Here is a 19165-nt window from a genome sequence, read left to right on the forward strand (position 1 = left end):
TTATGGCTATTAAATTAAATATACTAGACCATCAAAATGATTTTCTTAGATCTATTATAAAGACTTTTGATGGTGTAGATATCAAGAGTTCTGACCAGTCCTATGAAAACCCTATAATCAATATCAAAGATCCTAAGCTTAAAGAAAATATAAGTGAAATTTGGAAGGGTGAGATTGGAAATAAAGCTATACCTCATGAGTGGAGACTATCTGATGAAGCTTCATATTTAGGTCTGGATATTAGGATGGAAACAGGAACTGGCAAGACCTATTGTTATACGAGGATGATGTATGAGTTAAATAGGTTGTATGGTTTTCATAAGTTTATCGTCTTAGTACCAACCACTCCTATAAGAGAGGGAGCTAGGAGTTTTATTGAGGCTGATTATGCAATAAGGCATTTTGCTGATCTTTACCCTAATAAAAAACTTGACTTAAATGTATTAGAAGCTCAAAAAACAAAGAAAGGGAAGAAATTCTTTCCTGGAGCAGTTTCTGAATTTGCCAGGGGCTCTTCTCTTGCGAGAAATAGATTTTCTGTTTTATTGATGGGTCAAGGAATGCTAAATTCAGATGCTACAATGAATAAAGATTATGATGAAACAGTATTAGGTTCTATAACTAAGCCATATGAGGCATTAAAAAAGGTTAGACCTATTGTAATTATAGATGAACCTCACAGGTTTAAAAAAGATAGCAAGAGTTTTAAGAAAATTATTAAAGAAATCAATCCTCAATGCATAATAAGGTTTGGTGCTACCTTCCCAAGTATAAAAAAGAAAAAAGATTTTAATAATTTGATTTTTAATCTCGGGCCTGGGCAAGCCTTTAATCAAAATTTGGTTAAGGGTGTTGAAACATTTATGATTGAACAAGAAGAAAGTAATGAAAACAAGATTAAACTCTTAGATTTTAAAAGAAATCCGAAATTTGCCAAAATTAGAAATGAAAAAACTATGGTGACTGATGAATTCAGAATGGGTGACAGTTTATCTATTTTTGGTGAAGAATTTGCCGGTATCAGCATAGAAGAGATTGGAAAGACAAGTGATGATGATATTAAAACAGGAGTTACTTTATCCAATGGGCAAATTCTTTCAAAGGGAGATATAATCTATGGTGGAACATATTCTCAAAGTTATCAAGAGTTGATGATTAGGCAATCTATTAAAAATCACTTTAAAGCTGAGAAAGAAAATTTCCTGAGGTCTAATAAGATAAAGACTTTGAGTCTTTACTTCATTGATTCTGTTTATTCATATAGATCAGATGATGAAAAAGATGGACCGTTAAGAATATTATTTCAAAATCTTCTGGAAGCACATATTAAAAAAGAGATTGAGTCAATCAAAGATAATTCTAATGATAGGGAGTTGGAATATAAAGATTACTTGCAAGCGTCACTAAGAGATATTAGGTCAACTAATGGTGGATATTTCTCAATAGATAATTCAAATACTGATGAAGACATTAAAGAAGAAGTAGACAGGATTCTAAAAAATAAGGATTATTTGCTTAATTTTAAAGATGAAGATGGGTCATGGAATACATTAAGATTTGTATTTTCCAAATGGACTTTAAAAGAAGGCTGGGACAACCCTAATATTTTCCAAATAGTAAAACTAAGGTCATCTGGATCAGAGACAAGCAAACTTCAAGAGGTAGGTAGGGGCTTAAGGCTTCCTGTTGATGAGAATGGTCAAAGAATTTCAGATGAGCAATTTTATTTGAAATATATGATTGATTATTCTGAAAAAGATTTTGCTAATTCTTTGATTAGAGAAATAAACAACGACCAACCTGATGCTATAACGAATATTAAAGAGATTTTACCAAAGCTAAGTAAAATTCATGGCAAGAGTGAAGATGAGATATTTGGTGAAATGCTAACAAAAAAATATATAGACTATAATGGCAATATAAAGGAAGAATTTATAGGAGAAATTTATCAGGCTTATCCAGAAATAATTAAAAATTTACATTCAAATAAAGTTTTTGATGGTAATAAAAAGAAGAACCATGTTAAAATCAAGAAAGATAAATTTGAAAAAATTAGAAATCTATGGGAGAAAGTAAATCAGAAATATTATCTAAAAATAGATGATATAGATGATGATGAATTAAAAAATACCTTTATAAGCATTTTAAGTAGAGATATTTATAGAGATGACAAGGTAAATATAATTAGACATTATACATATAAGAATGATGATGGAAAGACGGCATTAAGAGAAACTGTTGAGGATTATTTTATAGTTGAAAATCCATTAAGTTATAATGAATTTTTGAAATCACTAAATAAGCAATTAGGACTTCCAATAAAGCTGATACATGAGTCACTTTGTGAGTATTCTAAGGAAAGAGATATAGATAATAGACTTTTCTCTCAATCTTCAATTAATATAATATCTAATGAATTTCATAAATGGCTAGACGAAGTTCTGCTTAAAAAATTCTCCTATAAAATGCTAGATATAGATGTAAAGGAAACAAGTCTTACTGATCAGGATGGGAATGTTAAAGATGAACTTGTCCAAGGAGTTTTAGGGGTATATAGAGATGATAACACAGATGTACCAGAAAAGTTCATTTATGATTCTATTATCTTTGATAGTGACAAAGAAAAAGAAAATATCGTAAATGGTGGAATCTCTAAGGTAACAGTCTTTGGAAAAATACCAAGAAAATCGATTCAAATACCTTTGTTTACGGGTGGAACAACAAGTCCTGACTTTATGTATCTTGTAGAATCTGAAGATGGGAATTCTGAAATAAACTTTATAGTTGAAACAAAAGATATGACAGATGAAAGATCTCTTAGAAGAGATGAGGAAATAAGAATAGCTTCTGCTAAAAAGTTTTTTGAAACTATGAAAAACGACGGAGTGAATGTAGTATTTAAAAAACAACTTAAAAATGATGACATTGTAGCTATGATTAATGAGTTGAAATTATAAAACATTCAAATTTAGAATATATTAATTATTCAAATGGAGTTTTGGTAGAAAATGAGAAAGAATTATAGGTTAGATGAAAATTTTGAATTAACGGGAATATTTAGTATAGCTGGAACTCCTATAGAAGATGGAAAATTTGGTAAATTAACTTATAAATACGATTCTTATAATGCTAATATAGAATTAGTAGTTTACTGTGAGTTTATGGATTTTTTAGGTAAGAATATCATTAATGAGAGTGATCATAACAAACTTTATACTATTAGTGGTTACTCTGAGGATGGATATACACTTATTATGGATAATGTAGTTATGATAAATCCTATTTTTACAAGTAACGGTATACCATATTCTAAATTTCGTATTGGAAGATGCTTATTTTTATATACCACTAATAGCGATTGTTTAGATAAAGTAGTGAATCATATAATGAGAATTGGAATAGATAATCTTCAAGTTATTAATAGTGCCTTTAGTTTTAATGGTATGAATGAGTGGATGGATAGATCTTTGCTAAAAAGATCTAATGATGAAAAGAAAAAATCTATTTACTTCAATTTAGATGATATTAAATCTAAGGAATACAAGGTAACAAAAGAAAATATTTCAATCTCTAAAGGCGTTAATGTAATAGATAGAAATAATCATTTTTTCGAGGATTATTATTGGAAAATAAAACCCATAAAATATTATAAACTAAATATAGGTAATCTGATAAATAATGTTAAAATTTTTAAGGAGTTATTACAATTTTTTGTAAATACTCCAATTAATCTAACATATTTGAAATTTAATATTTTTATTGGAGGGGTTCATGATAATATTATATTATCATACTTGATATTTTCTCATTACAAAAATTTTAAAGGAAATGAGAAAATAAAAATAGATGTGCCCTTCTATATGATAGAAAATAAATTTGAATCTATTATTGAAAAATGGTTTAAAAAAAGGCATAAACTATCTATAATAGTAGAGAATTATTTGCATAGTATTAGCTCTAATTACTATAACCATATGAATTTGACTAACAATATAAGGAATTTAGAAATATTTCATAGAAATTTCATAGAGGATAAAGCTCCTAAAATAGATGAAGAGTTAGAGAATTACAAATGTAAGTTAAAGAAATTTATTAATCAAAATATAGATGACGAAAGCTATAGGAAAAGATTTTTGGGAAATATAGAATTTAATCCTGAAACTACCTTATATAAAAGACTTAAAGAGATGTTTAAAAATCTTGATGAGGAGATGAAAATACAAATTTTTAAGCGTGATGGAAAATCATTAAGTAAAAGTATAGGGTCAATGTCTAGTAGACTTGTTAAAACTAGAAATTATTATACTCATGGGGATATAGAGAAATTAAGTCCTGATATAATTCAATCAGGAGCAGATATTATATATTATAGTTCTATGCTAAACCAAATTTTAAAGTATTATATATACTCAGAACTTTTTGATCTTGATGAAGAAATAATAAGAATTATCTGCAATGGAATTATAAAACTCATAAGTGATAATGGAGGAAATGTAAATTTAGAAGAAAATTTCGCAAAAGAAGTTAATCGAAAATTAAAACCAGAGGAAAGACAAAAAGTAATCTTTAATCTCTTAACTTATTATAAAAATCAGTATAAAGTAGAAGATTTAGCTTATATCTTATCTGTATCTATTTCTACCATAAGAAGAGACCTAGAAGAATTAGAAGTTAAGGGCTTAGTAAAAATTACAAAAAATGGTATAAAAAATCAATATGAAAGTGTTTTATGATTGATTCAATAAAGCTAATAAAATTTGAAAAAGCGTTTAAGAAATAGCACTAAAACAAACCATGCCGGGGCAACAAGATGGTTGCCCATCACAGAAAAGCCAGGAGAGTATCTTGTATACATCCCCTGGCTTTTTTGCTGGTTATTTTCTAGTTCAATTAACTTTAGACACATAAAAAGACACTTACTCTTGACTTATTAGACTCTTAATGTACAATTGAATTAAGAAACTTACAAGGAGGATTTATTATGAAAGATATTGATAAGGTACTTGAGGATTTCCGTGAGTCTAGGAAGGCGATTAAGAAGGACTTATCTAGTAGGGATAATATTTTATATATTTTTGATTCTTTATCTGAGGATAGGAAAGATAAGCTTTTATCTTATGCAGAGGATGTTTTTTATTCTCAAAGATACCAGGAAAAAACTTACGAGGTGCCTATTCTTAATATGAAGTTGTCTGACTAATTATATTGATTTTTTTGTAATTTAAAAAAGGGAAGCTTGAAAATAAGCTTCCTCTTTTAGTGGGTGAATTTAACTAATATTAATTCTATTTTAATTTATTTTTGCCTACAACAGCCCGATGAGTTTTTCTCCTATTAGGGTTATTGATGTGATGATTATGAAGCATGTTCCTCCTAGGGCTAGGGGTTTGGAGCCTGATTTTACTAGTTTTACTATGTCGCTGTTGAAGCCTATGGCTGACATTGCCATTACTATGAAAAATTTGGATAGGTCTTTGAAGGGTTTGAAGTATCCTATGTCTACTCCCTTGGCGAGGGCTATGGTTGTGATTAGGCTTGCTATTATGAAATATATTATGAAAAATGGAAATATTTGTTTGATGGATATTTTTTTGCTATCATCTGTGTCTGTTTTTTTCATTCTTATGAAGGCTAGGCCTAGGCATATTGGGATTATGGCGAGGGTCCTGGTTAGCTTGACGGTGACTGCTTCATCTAGGGTTTGACTTCCTAGGTTGAATATTGTGTCCCATGTGGATGCTGTGGCTGTGACTGATGATGTGTCGTTTACTGCTGATCCAGCAAATATTCCAAAGGCGTGACCGTTGGCGTGGCTAAAGCCGATTAACTGTCCTAGGCTTGGGAAAAGAAGAGCGGCTAGGATGTTGAAAAAGAATATTACTGATATGGCTTGGGCGATTTCATCTTCGTCTGCATCTATTACTGGTGCGGCGGCTGCTATGGCGGATCCTCCACAAATTGATGAACCTACTCCAACTAGTGTTGCTATGTGGTCTTTGATGAGGCCTGTTTTGCTGGCTATGAATGCTACTAATAGTGAGCTTGATATGGTTGATAGGATGATTGGTAGTGATTCTCTTCCTGTTTTTAATACTAGACCTAAATCTAGTCCGAATCCTAGGAGGATTACGGCGTATTGTAGGATTTTTTTGGAGGTGAATCTTACTCCGTCCATGTAGGGTGTTTTGTTTTTGATTATTTGACCGAGGACCATGCCTATGAGTATTGCAAATACTGCAGGTCCTACTAGGGGCACTTTTTTGCCTATGAATTGAGATATACTTGCTATTAGGAGGCAGAGTATGATTCCTTTTATATTTTTTTCTATTGATTTTGTCATGTTTTCTCCTTCCGTTTTTTTATTATAGCAGGGGATTATCATAATGTAAAATTATAATTATTTACTATATTATAAATTTTTGTTATGATTATTAGGGAGGATTTTATGTTGGATTTTAGAATTGAAAGTTTTTTGGCGGTGTGTGAGTATCTTAATTTTACTAAGGCGGCGGAGAGTCTGAATATTACCCAGCCTGCCATATCTCAGCATATTAAATATTTGGAAAATTATTATAATTGTAAGCTTTTTTGTAGGAATAAGAAAAGTTTATCTTTGACTGACCAGGGCAAGATTTTAAGGGCGGCGCTCCTTTCTATGTCAAATGACGAGCATAGGCTTAAGAAGATCCTTGGCAAGAAAAAATCCCAGGGGGAGAAGATTTCTCTTGGTTTTACGAGGTCGGTTGGTGAGTATATAGTCCTTGATAAACTAATTGCCTTGATTAAGGAGAAGGCGGCTTGTGATTTTCATATTTATTATGAAAATACCGATGAGATTTTGAGGGATATTGATAGTGGGAAGATTGATTTTGCAATTATTGAGGGGTTTTTGGATGGCAAGGATTATTTTGTCAAAAAATATAAGAGCGATAGGGTCCAGTGTATTTGCCACAGGGACCATGTTTTTCAAAGACCTATCACAAAGCTGACTGATTTGCTAGATGAGAGGATTATTATAAGAGAAGAGGGGTCTGGTACTCTTGCCATTCTCAAAAATTTCCTCTATATGGATAATATAGATACAAAGGATTTTGCAAATATTATTGAGATTAATAATATGCACGCTATTGTTGAGCTTCTTAAGGCAGACTGCGGTATTAGCTTCTTGTTTGAGTCTTGTGTTGAAAAGGAATTAAGGGAAAAGGAGCTTAGGATTGTAGATCTAGAGGATTTTAATCTGACCCATGATATGTCCATTGTGGCCAGCAAGAACTCCATATTTTTGGATTTGTATTTAGAAATAGCTGAAAAATTGTAAGAAAAAGATGTGTGTTCTTGTTTTGAGTAATTAGTATTAAAAAAGGGAAGCTTAAATAAGCTCCCTCTTTTAGTGCATAAATTTAGAACCCGTAAGTATCCCCGTATATCTCATAGGCTGCTTGTTGGGTGCCTTCGCCGGCGGCGAATTTGTAGACTGTGACTTCTCCTAGGTCTTTGTCTTTTATTTTGTAGACTCCCATTGGGATGGCCCAGGTTTTGACTAGTTCACTTCCATCTTCTTGGATGAAGGTGGCTGTGTCTATGTCTCCGCAGAAGTCTAGGCTGATTAGGATTTTCTCTCCTGTTCTTTTGGAGGCTAGGAGGGTGTAGGTTGTGATTTTGATGTCTGTGTCAGATTTTGGTTTTATTTCTTTTTTGTCTCTTATGTTGCCTAAGACCTTGATGATAGGCTGTTTGTCTTTGCTATCTAGATCTATGTCTGATAGGGTTTTATTTTCGAACATATCTTTGAAGTTTTTTGATTGCTCGAGGTTGTATAGGACATGTGAGCCGGTGTCTAGGAATTTTAGGCTTCCTTCTAGGTCTTTGACCCCGCCTATGGCTTGTTTTTTCTCTTCTTTGTAATTTTCTAGAATCATTTCTGACATGCATATTTGGTCAGAGTGGCTGAAGAATACTTCTGTTTTGTCGTTTATGCCTTGTGTTTTCTTTGGGGCATTGGCCTGGCTTGTTGGCTCTTCGTTGCTTATTTTCGGGAATTGCTTGCCTAGTTCAAAGACGTTTGAGTTATTTTCGTCTATGTTTCCTTTTTTTACATCTGGATATTCTTTCATGAATACTAGGTCTTTGATGTCGGTGTATTCTTTGTGGTGCTTTTTGGATAGCATGTAGGCTCCTGCCTTGCCATCTGGATAGTCTGGTTTGTAGTATAAATCTACTGTGTAGCCTTTATTTTCTAGGTCTGTAATCTTTGAAGCTGGCAAATGGAAGGTGAATTCTTCTCCTAGCATGCCTTGGTTAAAGTTGTGTGCATCCACATATTTGGTTGTGACGCCATTTTCTTCAAAGCTGCCTGATTTTGGGGTTTGGTAGGAGAATTTTGTTAGCCTTACCGTGTATGTGTTATCGTCGATTTTTTTAGGGTTAGCAAATTGGCCCTTAAAGAGGGCATAGGACATATTTTGACCATCGCCATAGTAGCATGAACCATCAAAATTGCCATCCTTGCGGAAATATATTTTTTCACCGCTGTCTACCAGGCAATCGTAGAGGATTTTACCCTGAAGGTCTGCAAAAAGGTCGAACTGGTTGTTCTTTTTGATAGTATCTTGGCCATCTTTTATAGTAGCATTGCCATTTTCATCCTTTTCTAGGATGTCTTCGTCATTATCAATTTCATCCAAGTCTTCATCTTCGAGCATATCTTCATCTTCATTTTCATAATCAAAGTAGTCATCGCCTAGGATGTCCTTGGCGTAGTCTTCGCTGGCCTTGCCTGCACGGATTTTACCTTGTCTTAGGAGAAAATCTATGTCATTTTTCACCATACTGCATGATGACAGGATAAAGGCTAGGGCAAGTATACCAAATATTTTCTTTTTCATGGTGGCTCCTTAGTTTATTTTATTCTATTATATCATATTGCGACTTTGTTTAAAAACTTTTATTGGGGTATCTATTTACTAAGATATAAGTTGTGAAAAGGAGGGACCATGGATTCTAAGAATTTGAGCTTTTTAGATGATTTTAGCAATGATTACAGAATTAACACTATACATATTTTAAAGGATGGAAAGGAGGCGGACTTTGCTATAGAGGATATTTTCGATAAGGAAAAATTTGATTATTTTATTGGCGTTACTTATTCGATTTCTCCTGGTTTTGTTAATAAATATTTAAAAGATTTTACGTCTTCTGAGCTGGTTATTGGCATTGATAATGACTATATCAAGGATTCTATTAATAGACTTGCCAAGCATCTGAAAGAAAATATCCTTAAGCAAATTCAGGGTGATCCTATCAAATTTTTTGATGATTTGGATATTAGATCTAAGTTTAATCTGAATATGGGTGCGCTTAAAGTTTGGATTTCTCCAAGTTATATAATCCATTCGAAATTTTATCTTTTGTGGAATGATAAGGGCGATAAGAGGCTTATTCTTGGTTCTGCTAATCTTTCTAATAGGGCCTTTGATAAGGATTCTATGCAATTTGAAAATATCCTTATCCTTGATGATTCTTCTTATTTTGATTCCTATATGGCTTATTATAGAGAAAGTCTGTCTAAGGTTTTGACTGATTATATTCCAAAAGAGATTAAAAAGATTAATGCAAGGAATTTTAAAAATATTTCTTCAATTGATGAGATTACGTCTGATGAGGTCTTTATCATTTCTAACGAAGACCTTGCAAATATCAAACAAAAAGCTGTACTTGATATAATCGAGGATGTGAAAGATAAGATTGCCATAGGTATTTGTAAAGATTCTGTCATTGGCGAGCTTGATGATATTGAAAGTGATAGGTCTATGAAAAAGAAGGCTGAAAAAAGAGAGGCCGAGGCAGAGCAAGAGGCTTTTGAAATTAGCAAGGAATTGATTAATAAGAGAACGAAGAAACCTACTCTTTATTCTAAGGAGGATATTAGAAAAAAAGTCAGAAAGAGGGTGGAAAAGATTAGTGTTAAGGAAGCTGAGGTAAGGTCTGATATTGAAAGGGTTGAGCTTTATAGCAAAAGGGATTTGAGAAATTCTAAAAAGGATAAAACAGGACTACTTGTAAGGTCTAGTATTAATTCCAAAAAATTTATATCCTTTGGCAAGAAGGCAAGCCCAGAGGACCTTGCTAGGTCCTTAAAATATTTAAATGATTATATGAAGGGCTTTGAATCTTATGCCAATTCTTATACTGATGATTATGGAAAGAGGATTTTTGAAAGTATTCTTTGTATATTTACTGCTCCTTTTATTTATGAGCTTAGAGATCAAATAGAAATCGTTGAAAATAGGCTGGATATTCCCCAATTTATTTTTATTGGAGGGGAAGCTGGTTCTGGTAAATCTTCTCTGCTTGCGATAATGTCTAAGCTTACTGGAATTAATGAGGGTGGCTTTTATCAGTGGAAGGACCTCTTAGGAATTAAGAAAAATGGCCAAAAAGTAGATAGAATTAATACTTTGCAAGGATGGATTAGCGGGGAAAATGTCAATCCAATCCTAATTGATGAGATTGACAATGAGTTTTTTACCAATGAAAAATACGGTAGGGAATTTATTGTTACAACTTCTAACCTATGTATTAGGAACAATAACCCCTATCCGATTATGATTGGAACTACTAATACAAAGTCCTATGCCCTTCCTAAAGAGGCTAGGAGGAGGTCTTATTACTTGATAATTGATAGGGTTCTCAAAAAATCAAAAGAATCGGCTAGTCTTTATAAAAATATTTACGAAAGCATTGACAACACTCTCTTTTTGGATTTTTGCTATAGGATGGCCCTAAGGCTTGAAAGTGAAGATGCCTACAAGCGGGACATCTATAATGAAGACAATAATTTTGACTTTTTATACAATTCTAGGGAAATTTTAAAAGAATATTACGAAGAGGCCGACCTGCCCTTGCCTAGATATTTCCCAGAAAAGAAATACAACGACGATACAGAAGCTAATAAGGAAAAGTGGAAGAATTTATACCGTGGTTCTAGGGATCTTTTTGTCTACGATGAAGAAACTGGCAATCTTTTTGTCAATATCAGCCAACTTAACGAATCCTACAGGACCTACGGGGCATCCACAGGGCAAATTTATGCAGATGCCCTCCCTCAGGAAGTCTGTGTGGGAAGCGTGCACGGAGTTGTAAATATAGAGCTTGATACGGCTAAGTTTTTGGCCTGGATTGAAGTTGAAAACCCATTTGCCAGGAAAAAGTCCTTTTTTGAGAGGTTATTTAGAAATCAGGAAAGCTTCCGTCTTTGACTTTTATAAGAGCCTTGTAAATTATTATGAAAATTAAAAGCAAGAAGCTTTTATAGATATTTATTTTATGGCAACAAGTGTTTAGAAGGAATATTCTGGGGTAATTTTATAAGAGAAAAGAGAGGAGATACGATGAAAAATATTGTAATTGCAGGCGGTGGAGTCCTAGGTAGTCAAATCGGATTTCAATCAGCCTATAGAGGAAAAAATGTTACTTTTTGGCTAAGAAGCGAGGAATCAATCGGTAGAGCTAAGCCAAAAATTGAAAAATTATATATGACCTATCTGGCAGAGCTTGATCATGCCAAGGCTCAAATTGGCAAGGAAAATCCAGATTATGCAAGGGCTTTGATAGAAGATTTTGAAAATATTAGCCCAGAAGAGATTGATAAGCTAAAAGAGGATGTAAAAAAGGCCTACGAATCAATCAAATACGAAACAGACTTGGCCAAGGCCATGGAAGGGGCAGACTTTGTAATCGAGGCTATAGCTGAGGTGGCAGATGTAAAACACGACTTCTTTAAAAAGATTAAGGACCTTTTAGGAGCTGATACAATTCTAGCTTCCAACTCATCAACCATGCTTCCATCAACCTTTAAGGATGATGCAGGCAGACCTGAAAATTATCTACACTTCCACTTTGCCAACCACATCTGGAGAAATAACCTTGCAGAGATTATGGTAACACCAGAAACATCTGATAAGGTAAGAGAAGCTGTGGAAGTCTATGCCAGAGAAATCACCATGATTCCAGTTGTAATCAAAAAGGAAAGGCCAGGCTATCTTCTAAATTCCCTCCTAGTACCACTATTAAGTGCAGCCCAAGAGCTAGTAGCAGGCGAATATGCAAGTTTTGAAGATGTAGACATGGCTTGGAAAGTTGGTGCAGGAGCCCCAAGAGGACCTTTTGAAATCCTAGATATTATAGGCCTTATGACACCATACAACCTTGCAAAATACAAGGAAGGGGCAGATGACCCATCTACAATGGCAGGTAAGATTGTAAAAATGCTTGAGGAAAAGATAGAAGCAGGTAAAACTGGCGTGGCAGCAGGTGAAGGCTTCTACAAATACGACGAAAAGGGTAGAAAAATCAAATAAAAGCTTAAAAGGCGAGGATTTCTATCCTCGTTTTTTAAGCTAAATATAAAACTAGAACTTTAGGCCCGAATAGATTACAATGAAAAGGAAAGAAAAAACAAAGGAGATGAATATGAAAAAACATTGGTGGCATAAGAATACAATTTATCAAATATATCCAAGGTCCTTCATGGATTCTAACGGGGACGGCATGGGAGATCTTAAGGGAATAATCTCCAAGCTTGACTACCTCAAGGACCTAGGCATCGGGGCAATCTGGCTATCTCCAGTCTACAAGAGCCCGATGGATGATAATGGCTATGATATTTCAGACTACAGGGATATAGCAGATATTTTTGGCAATATGGATGACATGGACACCCTCCTAGCCGAGGCAAACAAGAGGGACATCAAGATAATCATGGACCTAGTTGTAAACCACACATCAGATGAGCACGCTTGGTTTATAGAAGCAAGGGATAATCCAGACAGCCCAAAGAGAGACTTCTATATATGGAGAGATGAGCCAAACTCATTAGAATCAGCTTTTTCAGGATCAGCTTGGCAATATGACGAAAAATCTGGTCAATATTACCTCCATTTATTCTCCAAAAAGCAACCAGACCTCAACTGGGAAAATGAGGACCTCCGCCATGAAATCTACGACATGATGAATTTCTGGATAGACAAGGGCATCGGTGGCTTTAGGATGGATGTAATCGACCTTTTGGGAAAGGTACCTGATAAGGAAATCAGGGAAAATGGCCCAATGCTCCATACCTATCTAAAGGAAATGAACGCATCTACCTTTGGAAAGTACGACCTACTTACAGTAGGCGAAACCTGGGGAGCAAGCCCAGAAATTGCCCAACAATATTCAAATCCAGACAATAAAGAACTATCAATGGTCTTCCAATTTGAACACATCGGCCTATCCCACGAAGAGGGAAAAGCAAAATGGTTCTACAAAAAAGACCTAGATGTGAAGAAATTAAAGCAAATTTTCGCCAAATGGCAGAATAAACTTGCACCAGGTGAGGGTTGGAACTCCCTATTTTGGGAAAACCACGACCTACCAAGAGTCCTATCCCTATGGGGAGATGAGGGAGAAAACCGAGTCAAATCAGCCAAGGCCTTCGCCATCCTCCTCCACCTAATGAGAGGAACTCCTTACATCTACCAGGGAGAAGAAATAGGCATGACCAATTACCCATTCATGGACCTAAGCGACTTTGAGGACATAGAGTCAATAAATTATGCCAATGAGTGCCTAGAAAAGGGCGAAGACATGGCGGCAATCCTTGACAGGATATCAGTAATAGGCAGGGACAACGCCAGAACACCAATGCAGTGGGATGCTAGCAAAAACGCAGGTTTTTCAAATGCAGATAAGACCTGGCTTGCAGTAAATCCAAATTATAAGGAAATAAACGTAGAAAAGGCCCTAGCAGATAAGGATTCAATCTACTACACCTACAAAAAGCTAGTAGACTTGAGGAAAAATAATGATTGGCTAATAGATGCTGACTTTGATCTAATAGAAACAGCAGATAAGGTATTTGCCTACTACAGAAGCACAGAAGATGAGAAATATTTGGTAGTAGTAAACCTATCAGGAGAAGAGCAAAACTTCGAACTAAAGGATACCTACCAAGAAATAATAATAGCAAACACAGATGTGGAAGAAGTAAAAGAAAGAAAAACCCTAGCCCCATGGGACGCCTTCTGTGTGAAAATTAAATAAGCAAAAAAAGACTAGTCAAGGTAAAATCTTGACTAGTTTTTTTGATGGAGATTTTGGGACAATATGTAGGCTATATATAGAAGAGATTTTTTAATGTTAAATTTTTTAATTACTCACTATTTTCATTCCAAGGGAAACTTCCTTATCTTCGACCACCACACCCTTGCTTCGAGCCCAGTGACAAGCCCGTCGGCTCTAGGAGACAAGCCTAAAAGTTTTGCAAGGTGTTAAAAAATACTTAGGGCAGGATTTTGTTTAATTTTCACAAGCCTTCGGATGTTTCAAATTATCGTTCTTAGGCTTATTTTGAAATTTGAGTGTCCGTAATAGGTCTCTCGGCTAGGCTCGAGACAAGGGGTAAAGAATGAAGCTTGAAAAGCTTCCCACCATAAAACTTAAGATTTTTCAAAAAAACTCTTGACAAGATGAAAATGTTATCATATAATGGACTTGTAATAAATGAAACGTTACAAAAATAAATTCTCATATAGTTTAAGCTAGGATTTTTATTTTGGATAAATTTTGAAACGTTACAAATTATTATTTTAAAAATTTAAGTGCAAGATATATTTTTTTATGATATAATTGAAACGTTTCAATTATTAAATTTTATTCAAGATAAAATAAAGGAGTTATAAGATGGCTACTATGAAGGATGTTGCTAACGAGGCAAAGGTTAGCTTAGGAAGTGTGAGTAATGTTATTAATGGAAGGGAGGTTAAGCCTGAGACTTATAGGAGGGTGATGGATGCTATTGAGAAGCTTAATTATGAAAAAAATGACCTAGCTAGTGGTCTTAAGAATAATAAAACTAATACTATTGGTCTAATTATTCCTACTATTTGGCACCCGTTTTTTTCAGAGATGACTTTTCATGTAGAACAACTTTTACAAAAGAGGGGTTATAAGCTTCTTTTGTGCAATAGCAATGGATGTGAAGATAGTGAAATCCAATATTTGCAGATGCTTAGGAAGAATATGATCGATGGGATAATAGCGATTTCCTATTCTGATATTGAAGTTTATATTAATTCCAACTTACCTTTCGTAAGTATCGACAGAAAGTTTGATAAGAATATTAATTTTGTGGCTAGTCAAAACTACGAGGGTGGCCTTTTAGCTGCTAAAACCTTGGATAGTAAGGGGTGTAAAGAGCTTTTGTATGTGGGAAGTCATAATAAATTTATGAATGCTACCATGGACAGAAGAAGAGGTTTTGAAGATTTTTGTAAGGATAATAAGATATCTTATCACATTATTGATATGCTTGAGCCTTATGAGGGACTTGATGATCAGATTTATGCAATTTTTAAGGAAAATCCTGATATTGATGGAATTTTTACTATTAATGACTTTGTGGGCATGGATGTTATTGAGATTTTAAAAGCGATTGGTAAGGAAGTTTTAGACGATTACCAGATGATTGGTTTTGATGGAATCAAGCTTAGCGAAGAGAGATCTTATATGGTTTCTACTATTGTCCAAGATGTTGAAAAGATTGCGACAAGGAGTGTGGATATCTTGCTTAAAAATATTGAAGATGAGAATTATTACGCTAATTCTTATGTAGAAGTTAGGTTCGAGGAGGGTGGAACGACTAAATGATTAAACTTATGGAAGGAGGCTTTTATGAAAAAAAATAAAAATATGATTAATGCAGACGATGAAATAGAACTGACTATTTGGCAACGACTTAAAGATCAATATCAGTTATTTTTGCTGCTTTTACCGGCTTTGCTGATTACTTTTATCTTTAAATACATACCTATGTATGGAATCTTGATTGCCTTTAAGCAATATAACCCATTGAAGGGGATTTTGGGAAGTCAATGGATTGGCTTTGAACACTTTAGAAATTTCCTAACTTCACCAAACTTTAATGTATTGCTTGTAAATACTTTGAAGCTTTCTATTTATGGACTCTTGTGGGGATTTTTCCCTCCAATTATTTTAGCTTTGATGATAAATCAATTGATGTCTGATAGGATTAAGCAATATGCTCAAACTATCCTCTATACACCTAACTTTATCTCTACTGTTATTATAGTTGGTATGGTGTTTTTGTTCTTCTCAGCTAATGGTCCTATTGTTAGGATTCTTACGAGTATGGGGATTACGCCACCACAATTTCTAACTGATCCAGAGTCTTTTAGGTCCTTGTATATTGCTTCTGGAATTTGGCAGGGCATGGGATGGGCATCTATCCTATATACCAGTGCCTTAATTAGTATTCCACCAGATTTGTATGAGGCTGCTGAACTTGATGGGGCAAATCTTTTCCAAAAGATTATAAATATAGAATTACCTGCCTTAAAGCCAATTATGATTGTAAACTTTGTTTTGGCTGTGGGTGGAATCATGGGTATCGGCTATGAAAAGGCTTACTTAATGCAGACTTCTCTTAACCTACCTACTTCAGAGATTATCTCTACCTATGTATATAAGATTGGTTTACAGCAAGGAAATTATTCTTATTCAACAGCTGTAGGACTTTTTAACTCAGTTATTAACTTTATTTTATTGGCAGTTACTTACTTGTTTGTGAATAAGATTGAAAAGAAGAAGGGGTAAATATGAATGTTAATTCTATGACTAGGGTTGATAAGAATATCAGAAGAATAAATATTATCTGCTTAGTAATCATCTTGCTTTTGATCCTTGTGCCTATGATTTATGTCTTGCTGGCAAGTTTTATGGCACCTGATACCTTGCTTAGCAAGGGAGTTAGTCTTAATCCAGCAGACTGGACTGTAGAAGGCTATAGGAGGGTCTTTAGTGATAAGAGTATCTTAAGGGGATTTTTCAACTCTTTAATCTACTCATTTGGCTTTGCGACCTTAAATGTTGTTGTAACAATGATGGCTGCTTATCCAATGAGCAGGGATGACCTTGTTTTTAAAAAGGGAATTTATGTATTTTTTGTAATAACCATGTTTTTTGGTGGAGGTCTCGTTCCAACCTACTTGCTTGTAAAAAATCTCGGCATGCTTGATACTGTTTGGGCTTTGATCTTGCCAGGATGCTTATCAGTCTTTAACTTGTTTTTGGCTCAGGTTTATATAAAAACTTTGCCAAAAGAGATGATTGAGGCAGCTAAGGTAGATGGAGCAAGTGAGATCCAAGTCTTTACAAAAATTATAGTGCCTTTATCTAAGTCAATTATGTTTGTAATATTCTTATATTCCTTTGTTGGAATGTGGAATAGTTACTTTGATGCAATGATTTATATTAAATCACCAGAATTAGAGCCTTTGCAAATAGTTTTAAGAAAAATTTTGGTTCAAAACCAACCAAACATGAATATGATTGGCCAGCAAACAGCTATGGCTGAACTAAAGAAAATAGCAGAATTAGTTAAGTATTCTACTATCGTTGTTTCCAGTGTACCATTAATAGTTATGTTCCCATTCTTCCAAAAATATTTTGAAAAAGGAATTTCAGTAGGAGCAGTGAAAGGATAAATTATGAATATTAAAAAATGTATTATAGCTTTAACAATACCAGCCTTACTAGTAGGTTGTGGATCTAAAGAATCTAAGACAACAAGTAGTGAAGACTACGGCCTTACAGATGTAAGCCTTCCGCTAAAAGATAAGGTGAGCCTAAAAGGTATCACATCTAGTTCACCTCTAGCACCAGAAGACCCAAATGAAAAACTAATTTATAAGAGATTAGAAGAAGATACAAATGTTCACATAGACTGGACAAATTATAACAGTGACTTTGCAGAAAAGAGAAATCTAGATATAGCTGCAGGTGATTTGCCAGACTTTATTTGGAACTCAGAAGCAAGTGATGCTGACCTAATGACTTGGGCAGATTCAGGTGTAATAGTGCCAGTTGATGAGCTTGTTGAAAAATATATGCCAAATCTAAAGGAAATTTATGATAAATATCCAGAATATAAGGCCATGATGGTAGCTCCTGATGGCAAGATGTATTCCTTCCCATGGATAGAAGAATTAGGTAATGATAAGGAATCAATCCATACTGTAAATGATATTCCATGGATAAATGTAGAATGGCTAAAAAAATTAGGTCTAGAAATGCCTAAAAATCCACAAGAACTTAAAGAAGCCCTCATAGCCTTTAGGGATAAAGATCCAAATGGTAATGGCGAAAAAGATGAGATTCCATTCTCCTTTATAGATGCCGATGGCAATGAAGACTTTAAATTTATCATGGCAGCCTTTGGAGGAGATGGGGACAATGACCAACACCTAGTAGTAGGCAATGATGGAAAGCTAAACTTTACAGCAGATGATGATGAATATAGGGCAGGAATTGAATATATGAATGACCTATATAATGAAGGATTAATAGACCCTGAAGCCTTTGAACATGATTGGAACACCTATATAGCCAAGGGTAAGGATATGAGATATGGTATGTATTTCACCTGGGATAAGGGAAATGTAAGTGGAATGAATGATTCCTACGATGCCATGGATGTAATGGAAGGTCCAGATGGAGTAAAGAGAGTAACAAGGACAAATAACATGGGCTTTTCAAGAGATAGGCTAGTAATTACATCAGCAAACAAAAATCTAGAGCTAACAGCAAAATGGATTGACAAAATGTATGAGCCTCTTCAATCAGTACAAAACAACTGGGGAACCTATGGTGATGAAGACCAACAAAACATCTTCGAAATGTCTAAAAATGATGCAGGAGAGCCAATGCTTAAGCATCTTCCACTAAATGGAACAGCTCCTGGAGAATTAAGACAAAAGACAGAAGTAGGTGGCCCACTTGCAATTCTAGATGAATACTATGATAAATATACAACCATGCCAGATGATGCTAAATGGAGACTAGATATATTAAAAGAAAAATATACTCCTTATGCAGAAAAGGATGAAATTTATCCAAAATTATTTGCAAGCAAAGAGGACCTAGAAAGACTAGCTCAAATTGAAGCAGATCTCAAACCATACATCCAAAGAAGTCGTGCAGAGTTTATCCAAAATGGAATAACAGATGAAAGCTGGAATGCTTATAAGGAAGAATTAAAACGACTTGGCCTAGAAGAATGGCTAGAAATCAAACAAAGAAACTTCGACGATTACAAGAAAAAGTAGGG

The 19165-nt window shown here is 34.3% G+C and carries 13 protein-coding genes; 11 read left to right on the plus strand and 2 right to left on the minus strand.

Annotation, left to right across the window (positions count from 1 at the left end; translation table 11 throughout):
• Window positions 1-2 precede the first annotated feature (2 nt).
• From C8269_RS08980 to C8269_RS08990, 3 genes are all read left to right on the plus strand, one after another.
• A complete protein-coding gene (locus C8269_RS08980; RefSeq protein ID WP_106461380.1) occupies window positions 3-2957 on the plus strand; it encodes a type III restriction-modification system endonuclease in 2955 nt (984 codons plus the stop codon).
• 51 nt (window positions 2958-3008) lie between these two features.
• Window positions 3009-4733, plus strand: a complete 1725-nt coding sequence (locus C8269_RS08985) for a HEPN domain-containing protein (RefSeq protein WP_106461381.1) — start codon at window positions 3009-3011, stop codon at window positions 4731-4733.
• Window positions 4734-4981: 248 nt separating this feature from the next.
• A complete protein-coding gene (locus C8269_RS08990) occupies window positions 4982-5200 on the plus strand; it encodes a hypothetical protein (protein ID WP_106461382.1) in 219 nt (72 codons plus the stop codon).
• Between the two features lie 105 nt (window positions 5201-5305).
• Here the strand turns inward: C8269_RS08990 and C8269_RS08995 are convergent, their stop codons facing one another.
• The gene (locus C8269_RS08995; RefSeq protein WP_106461383.1) at window positions 5306-6340 is read right to left on the minus strand and encodes a YeiH family protein; all 1035 of its coding nucleotides are present in this window, start codon (window positions 6338-6340) and stop codon (window positions 5306-5308) included.
• Window positions 6341-6445: 105 nt separating this feature from the next.
• Here C8269_RS08995 and C8269_RS09000 point away from each other — a divergent pair, with 105 nt between their 5' ends.
• Window positions 6446-7318 carry a LysR family transcriptional regulator gene (locus C8269_RS09000; RefSeq protein WP_106461384.1) on the plus strand — a complete coding sequence of 291 codons (873 nt, stop codon included), beginning with the start codon at window positions 6446-6448 and terminating at the stop codon, window positions 7316-7318.
• Between the two features lie 82 nt (window positions 7319-7400).
• Here the strand turns inward: C8269_RS09000 and C8269_RS09005 are convergent, their stop codons facing one another.
• A complete protein-coding gene (locus C8269_RS09005; protein ID WP_106461385.1) occupies window positions 7401-8885 on the minus strand; it encodes a hypothetical protein in 1485 nt (494 codons plus the stop codon).
• Window positions 8886-8993: 108 nt separating this feature from the next.
• On the opposite strand from C8269_RS09005, the gene C8269_RS09010 reads away from it, so the two are divergent.
• The 7 genes from C8269_RS09010 to C8269_RS09040 all read left to right on the plus strand — a co-directional run bounded on the left by C8269_RS09010 (window position 8994) and on the right by C8269_RS09040 (window position 19163).
• Window positions 8994-11258 carry a phospholipase D family protein gene (locus tag C8269_RS09010; RefSeq protein WP_106461386.1) on the plus strand — a complete coding sequence of 755 codons (2265 nt, stop codon included), beginning with the start codon at window positions 8994-8996 and terminating at the stop codon, window positions 11256-11258.
• 132 nt (window positions 11259-11390) lie between these two features.
• The gene (locus C8269_RS09015) at window positions 11391-12359 is read left to right on the plus strand and encodes a 3-hydroxyacyl-CoA dehydrogenase (protein WP_106461387.1); all 969 of its coding nucleotides are present in this window, start codon (window positions 11391-11393) and stop codon (window positions 12357-12359) included.
• A gap of 112 nt (window positions 12360-12471) precedes the next feature.
• Window positions 12472-14082 (plus strand): glycoside hydrolase family 13 protein, encoded by a 1611-nt coding sequence (locus tag C8269_RS09020; RefSeq protein WP_106461388.1) that lies wholly within the window; start codon window positions 12472-12474, stop codon window positions 14080-14082.
• A gap of 639 nt (window positions 14083-14721) precedes the next feature.
• Window positions 14722-15687 (plus strand): LacI family DNA-binding transcriptional regulator, encoded by a 966-nt coding sequence (locus C8269_RS09025; protein WP_106461389.1) that lies wholly within the window; start codon window positions 14722-14724, stop codon window positions 15685-15687.
• A 24-nt stretch (window positions 15688-15711) separates the two neighbouring features.
• On the plus strand, window positions 15712-16653 hold the full coding sequence (locus tag C8269_RS09030) for an ABC transporter permease (RefSeq protein ID WP_199792198.1): 942 nt from the start codon (window positions 15712-15714) through the stop codon (window positions 16651-16653).
• Between the two features lie 2 nt (window positions 16654-16655).
• Window positions 16656-17543 carry a carbohydrate ABC transporter permease gene (locus C8269_RS09035; protein ID WP_106461390.1) on the plus strand — a complete coding sequence of 296 codons (888 nt, stop codon included), beginning with the start codon at window positions 16656-16658 and terminating at the stop codon, window positions 17541-17543.
• Window positions 17544-17546: 3 nt separating this feature from the next.
• Window positions 17547-19163 (plus strand): extracellular solute-binding protein, encoded by a 1617-nt coding sequence (locus C8269_RS09040; protein ID WP_106461391.1) that lies wholly within the window; start codon window positions 17547-17549, stop codon window positions 19161-19163.
• Window positions 19164-19165: the final 2 nt, after the last annotated feature.

The organism is Anaerococcus sp. Marseille-P3915 (genome assembly GCF_900258475.1).
In the GTDB taxonomy this organism is placed as follows: Bacteria; Bacillota; Clostridia; order Tissierellales; family Peptoniphilaceae; genus Anaerococcus; species Anaerococcus kampingae.

What these genes read in the sequence shown, in the direction of transcription:
- C8269_RS08980 (WP_106461380.1), top strand. Translation starts at nt 3, where the DNA reads ATGGCTATTAAATTAAATATACTAGACCATCAAAATGATTTTCTTAGA.
- C8269_RS08985 (WP_106461381.1), top strand. Translation starts at nt 3,009, where the DNA reads ATGAGAAAGAATTATAGGTTAGATGAAAATTTTGAATTAACGGGAATA.
- C8269_RS08990 (WP_106461382.1), top strand. Translation starts at nt 4,982, where the DNA reads ATGAAAGATATTGATAAGGTACTTGAGGATTTCCGTGAGTCTAGGAAG.
- C8269_RS08995 (WP_106461383.1), bottom strand. Translation starts at nt 6,340, where the DNA reads ATGACAAAATCAATAGAAAAAAATATAAAAGGAATCATACTCTGCCTC.
- C8269_RS09000 (WP_106461384.1), top strand. Translation starts at nt 6,446, where the DNA reads ATGTTGGATTTTAGAATTGAAAGTTTTTTGGCGGTGTGTGAGTATCTT.
- C8269_RS09005 (WP_106461385.1), bottom strand. Translation starts at nt 8,885, where the DNA reads ATGAAAAAGAAAATATTTGGTATACTTGCCCTAGCCTTTATCCTGTCA.
- C8269_RS09010 (WP_106461386.1), top strand. Translation starts at nt 8,994, where the DNA reads ATGGATTCTAAGAATTTGAGCTTTTTAGATGATTTTAGCAATGATTAC.
- C8269_RS09015 (WP_106461387.1), top strand. Translation starts at nt 11,391, where the DNA reads ATGAAAAATATTGTAATTGCAGGCGGTGGAGTCCTAGGTAGTCAAATC.
- C8269_RS09020 (WP_106461388.1), top strand. Translation starts at nt 12,472, where the DNA reads ATGAAAAAACATTGGTGGCATAAGAATACAATTTATCAAATATATCCA.
- C8269_RS09025 (WP_106461389.1), top strand. Translation starts at nt 14,722, where the DNA reads ATGGCTACTATGAAGGATGTTGCTAACGAGGCAAAGGTTAGCTTAGGA.
- C8269_RS09030 (WP_199792198.1), top strand. Translation starts at nt 15,712, where the DNA reads ATGAAAAAAAATAAAAATATGATTAATGCAGACGATGAAATAGAACTG.
- C8269_RS09035 (WP_106461390.1), top strand. Translation starts at nt 16,656, where the DNA reads ATGAATGTTAATTCTATGACTAGGGTTGATAAGAATATCAGAAGAATA.
- C8269_RS09040 (WP_106461391.1), top strand. Translation starts at nt 17,547, where the DNA reads ATGAATATTAAAAAATGTATTATAGCTTTAACAATACCAGCCTTACTA.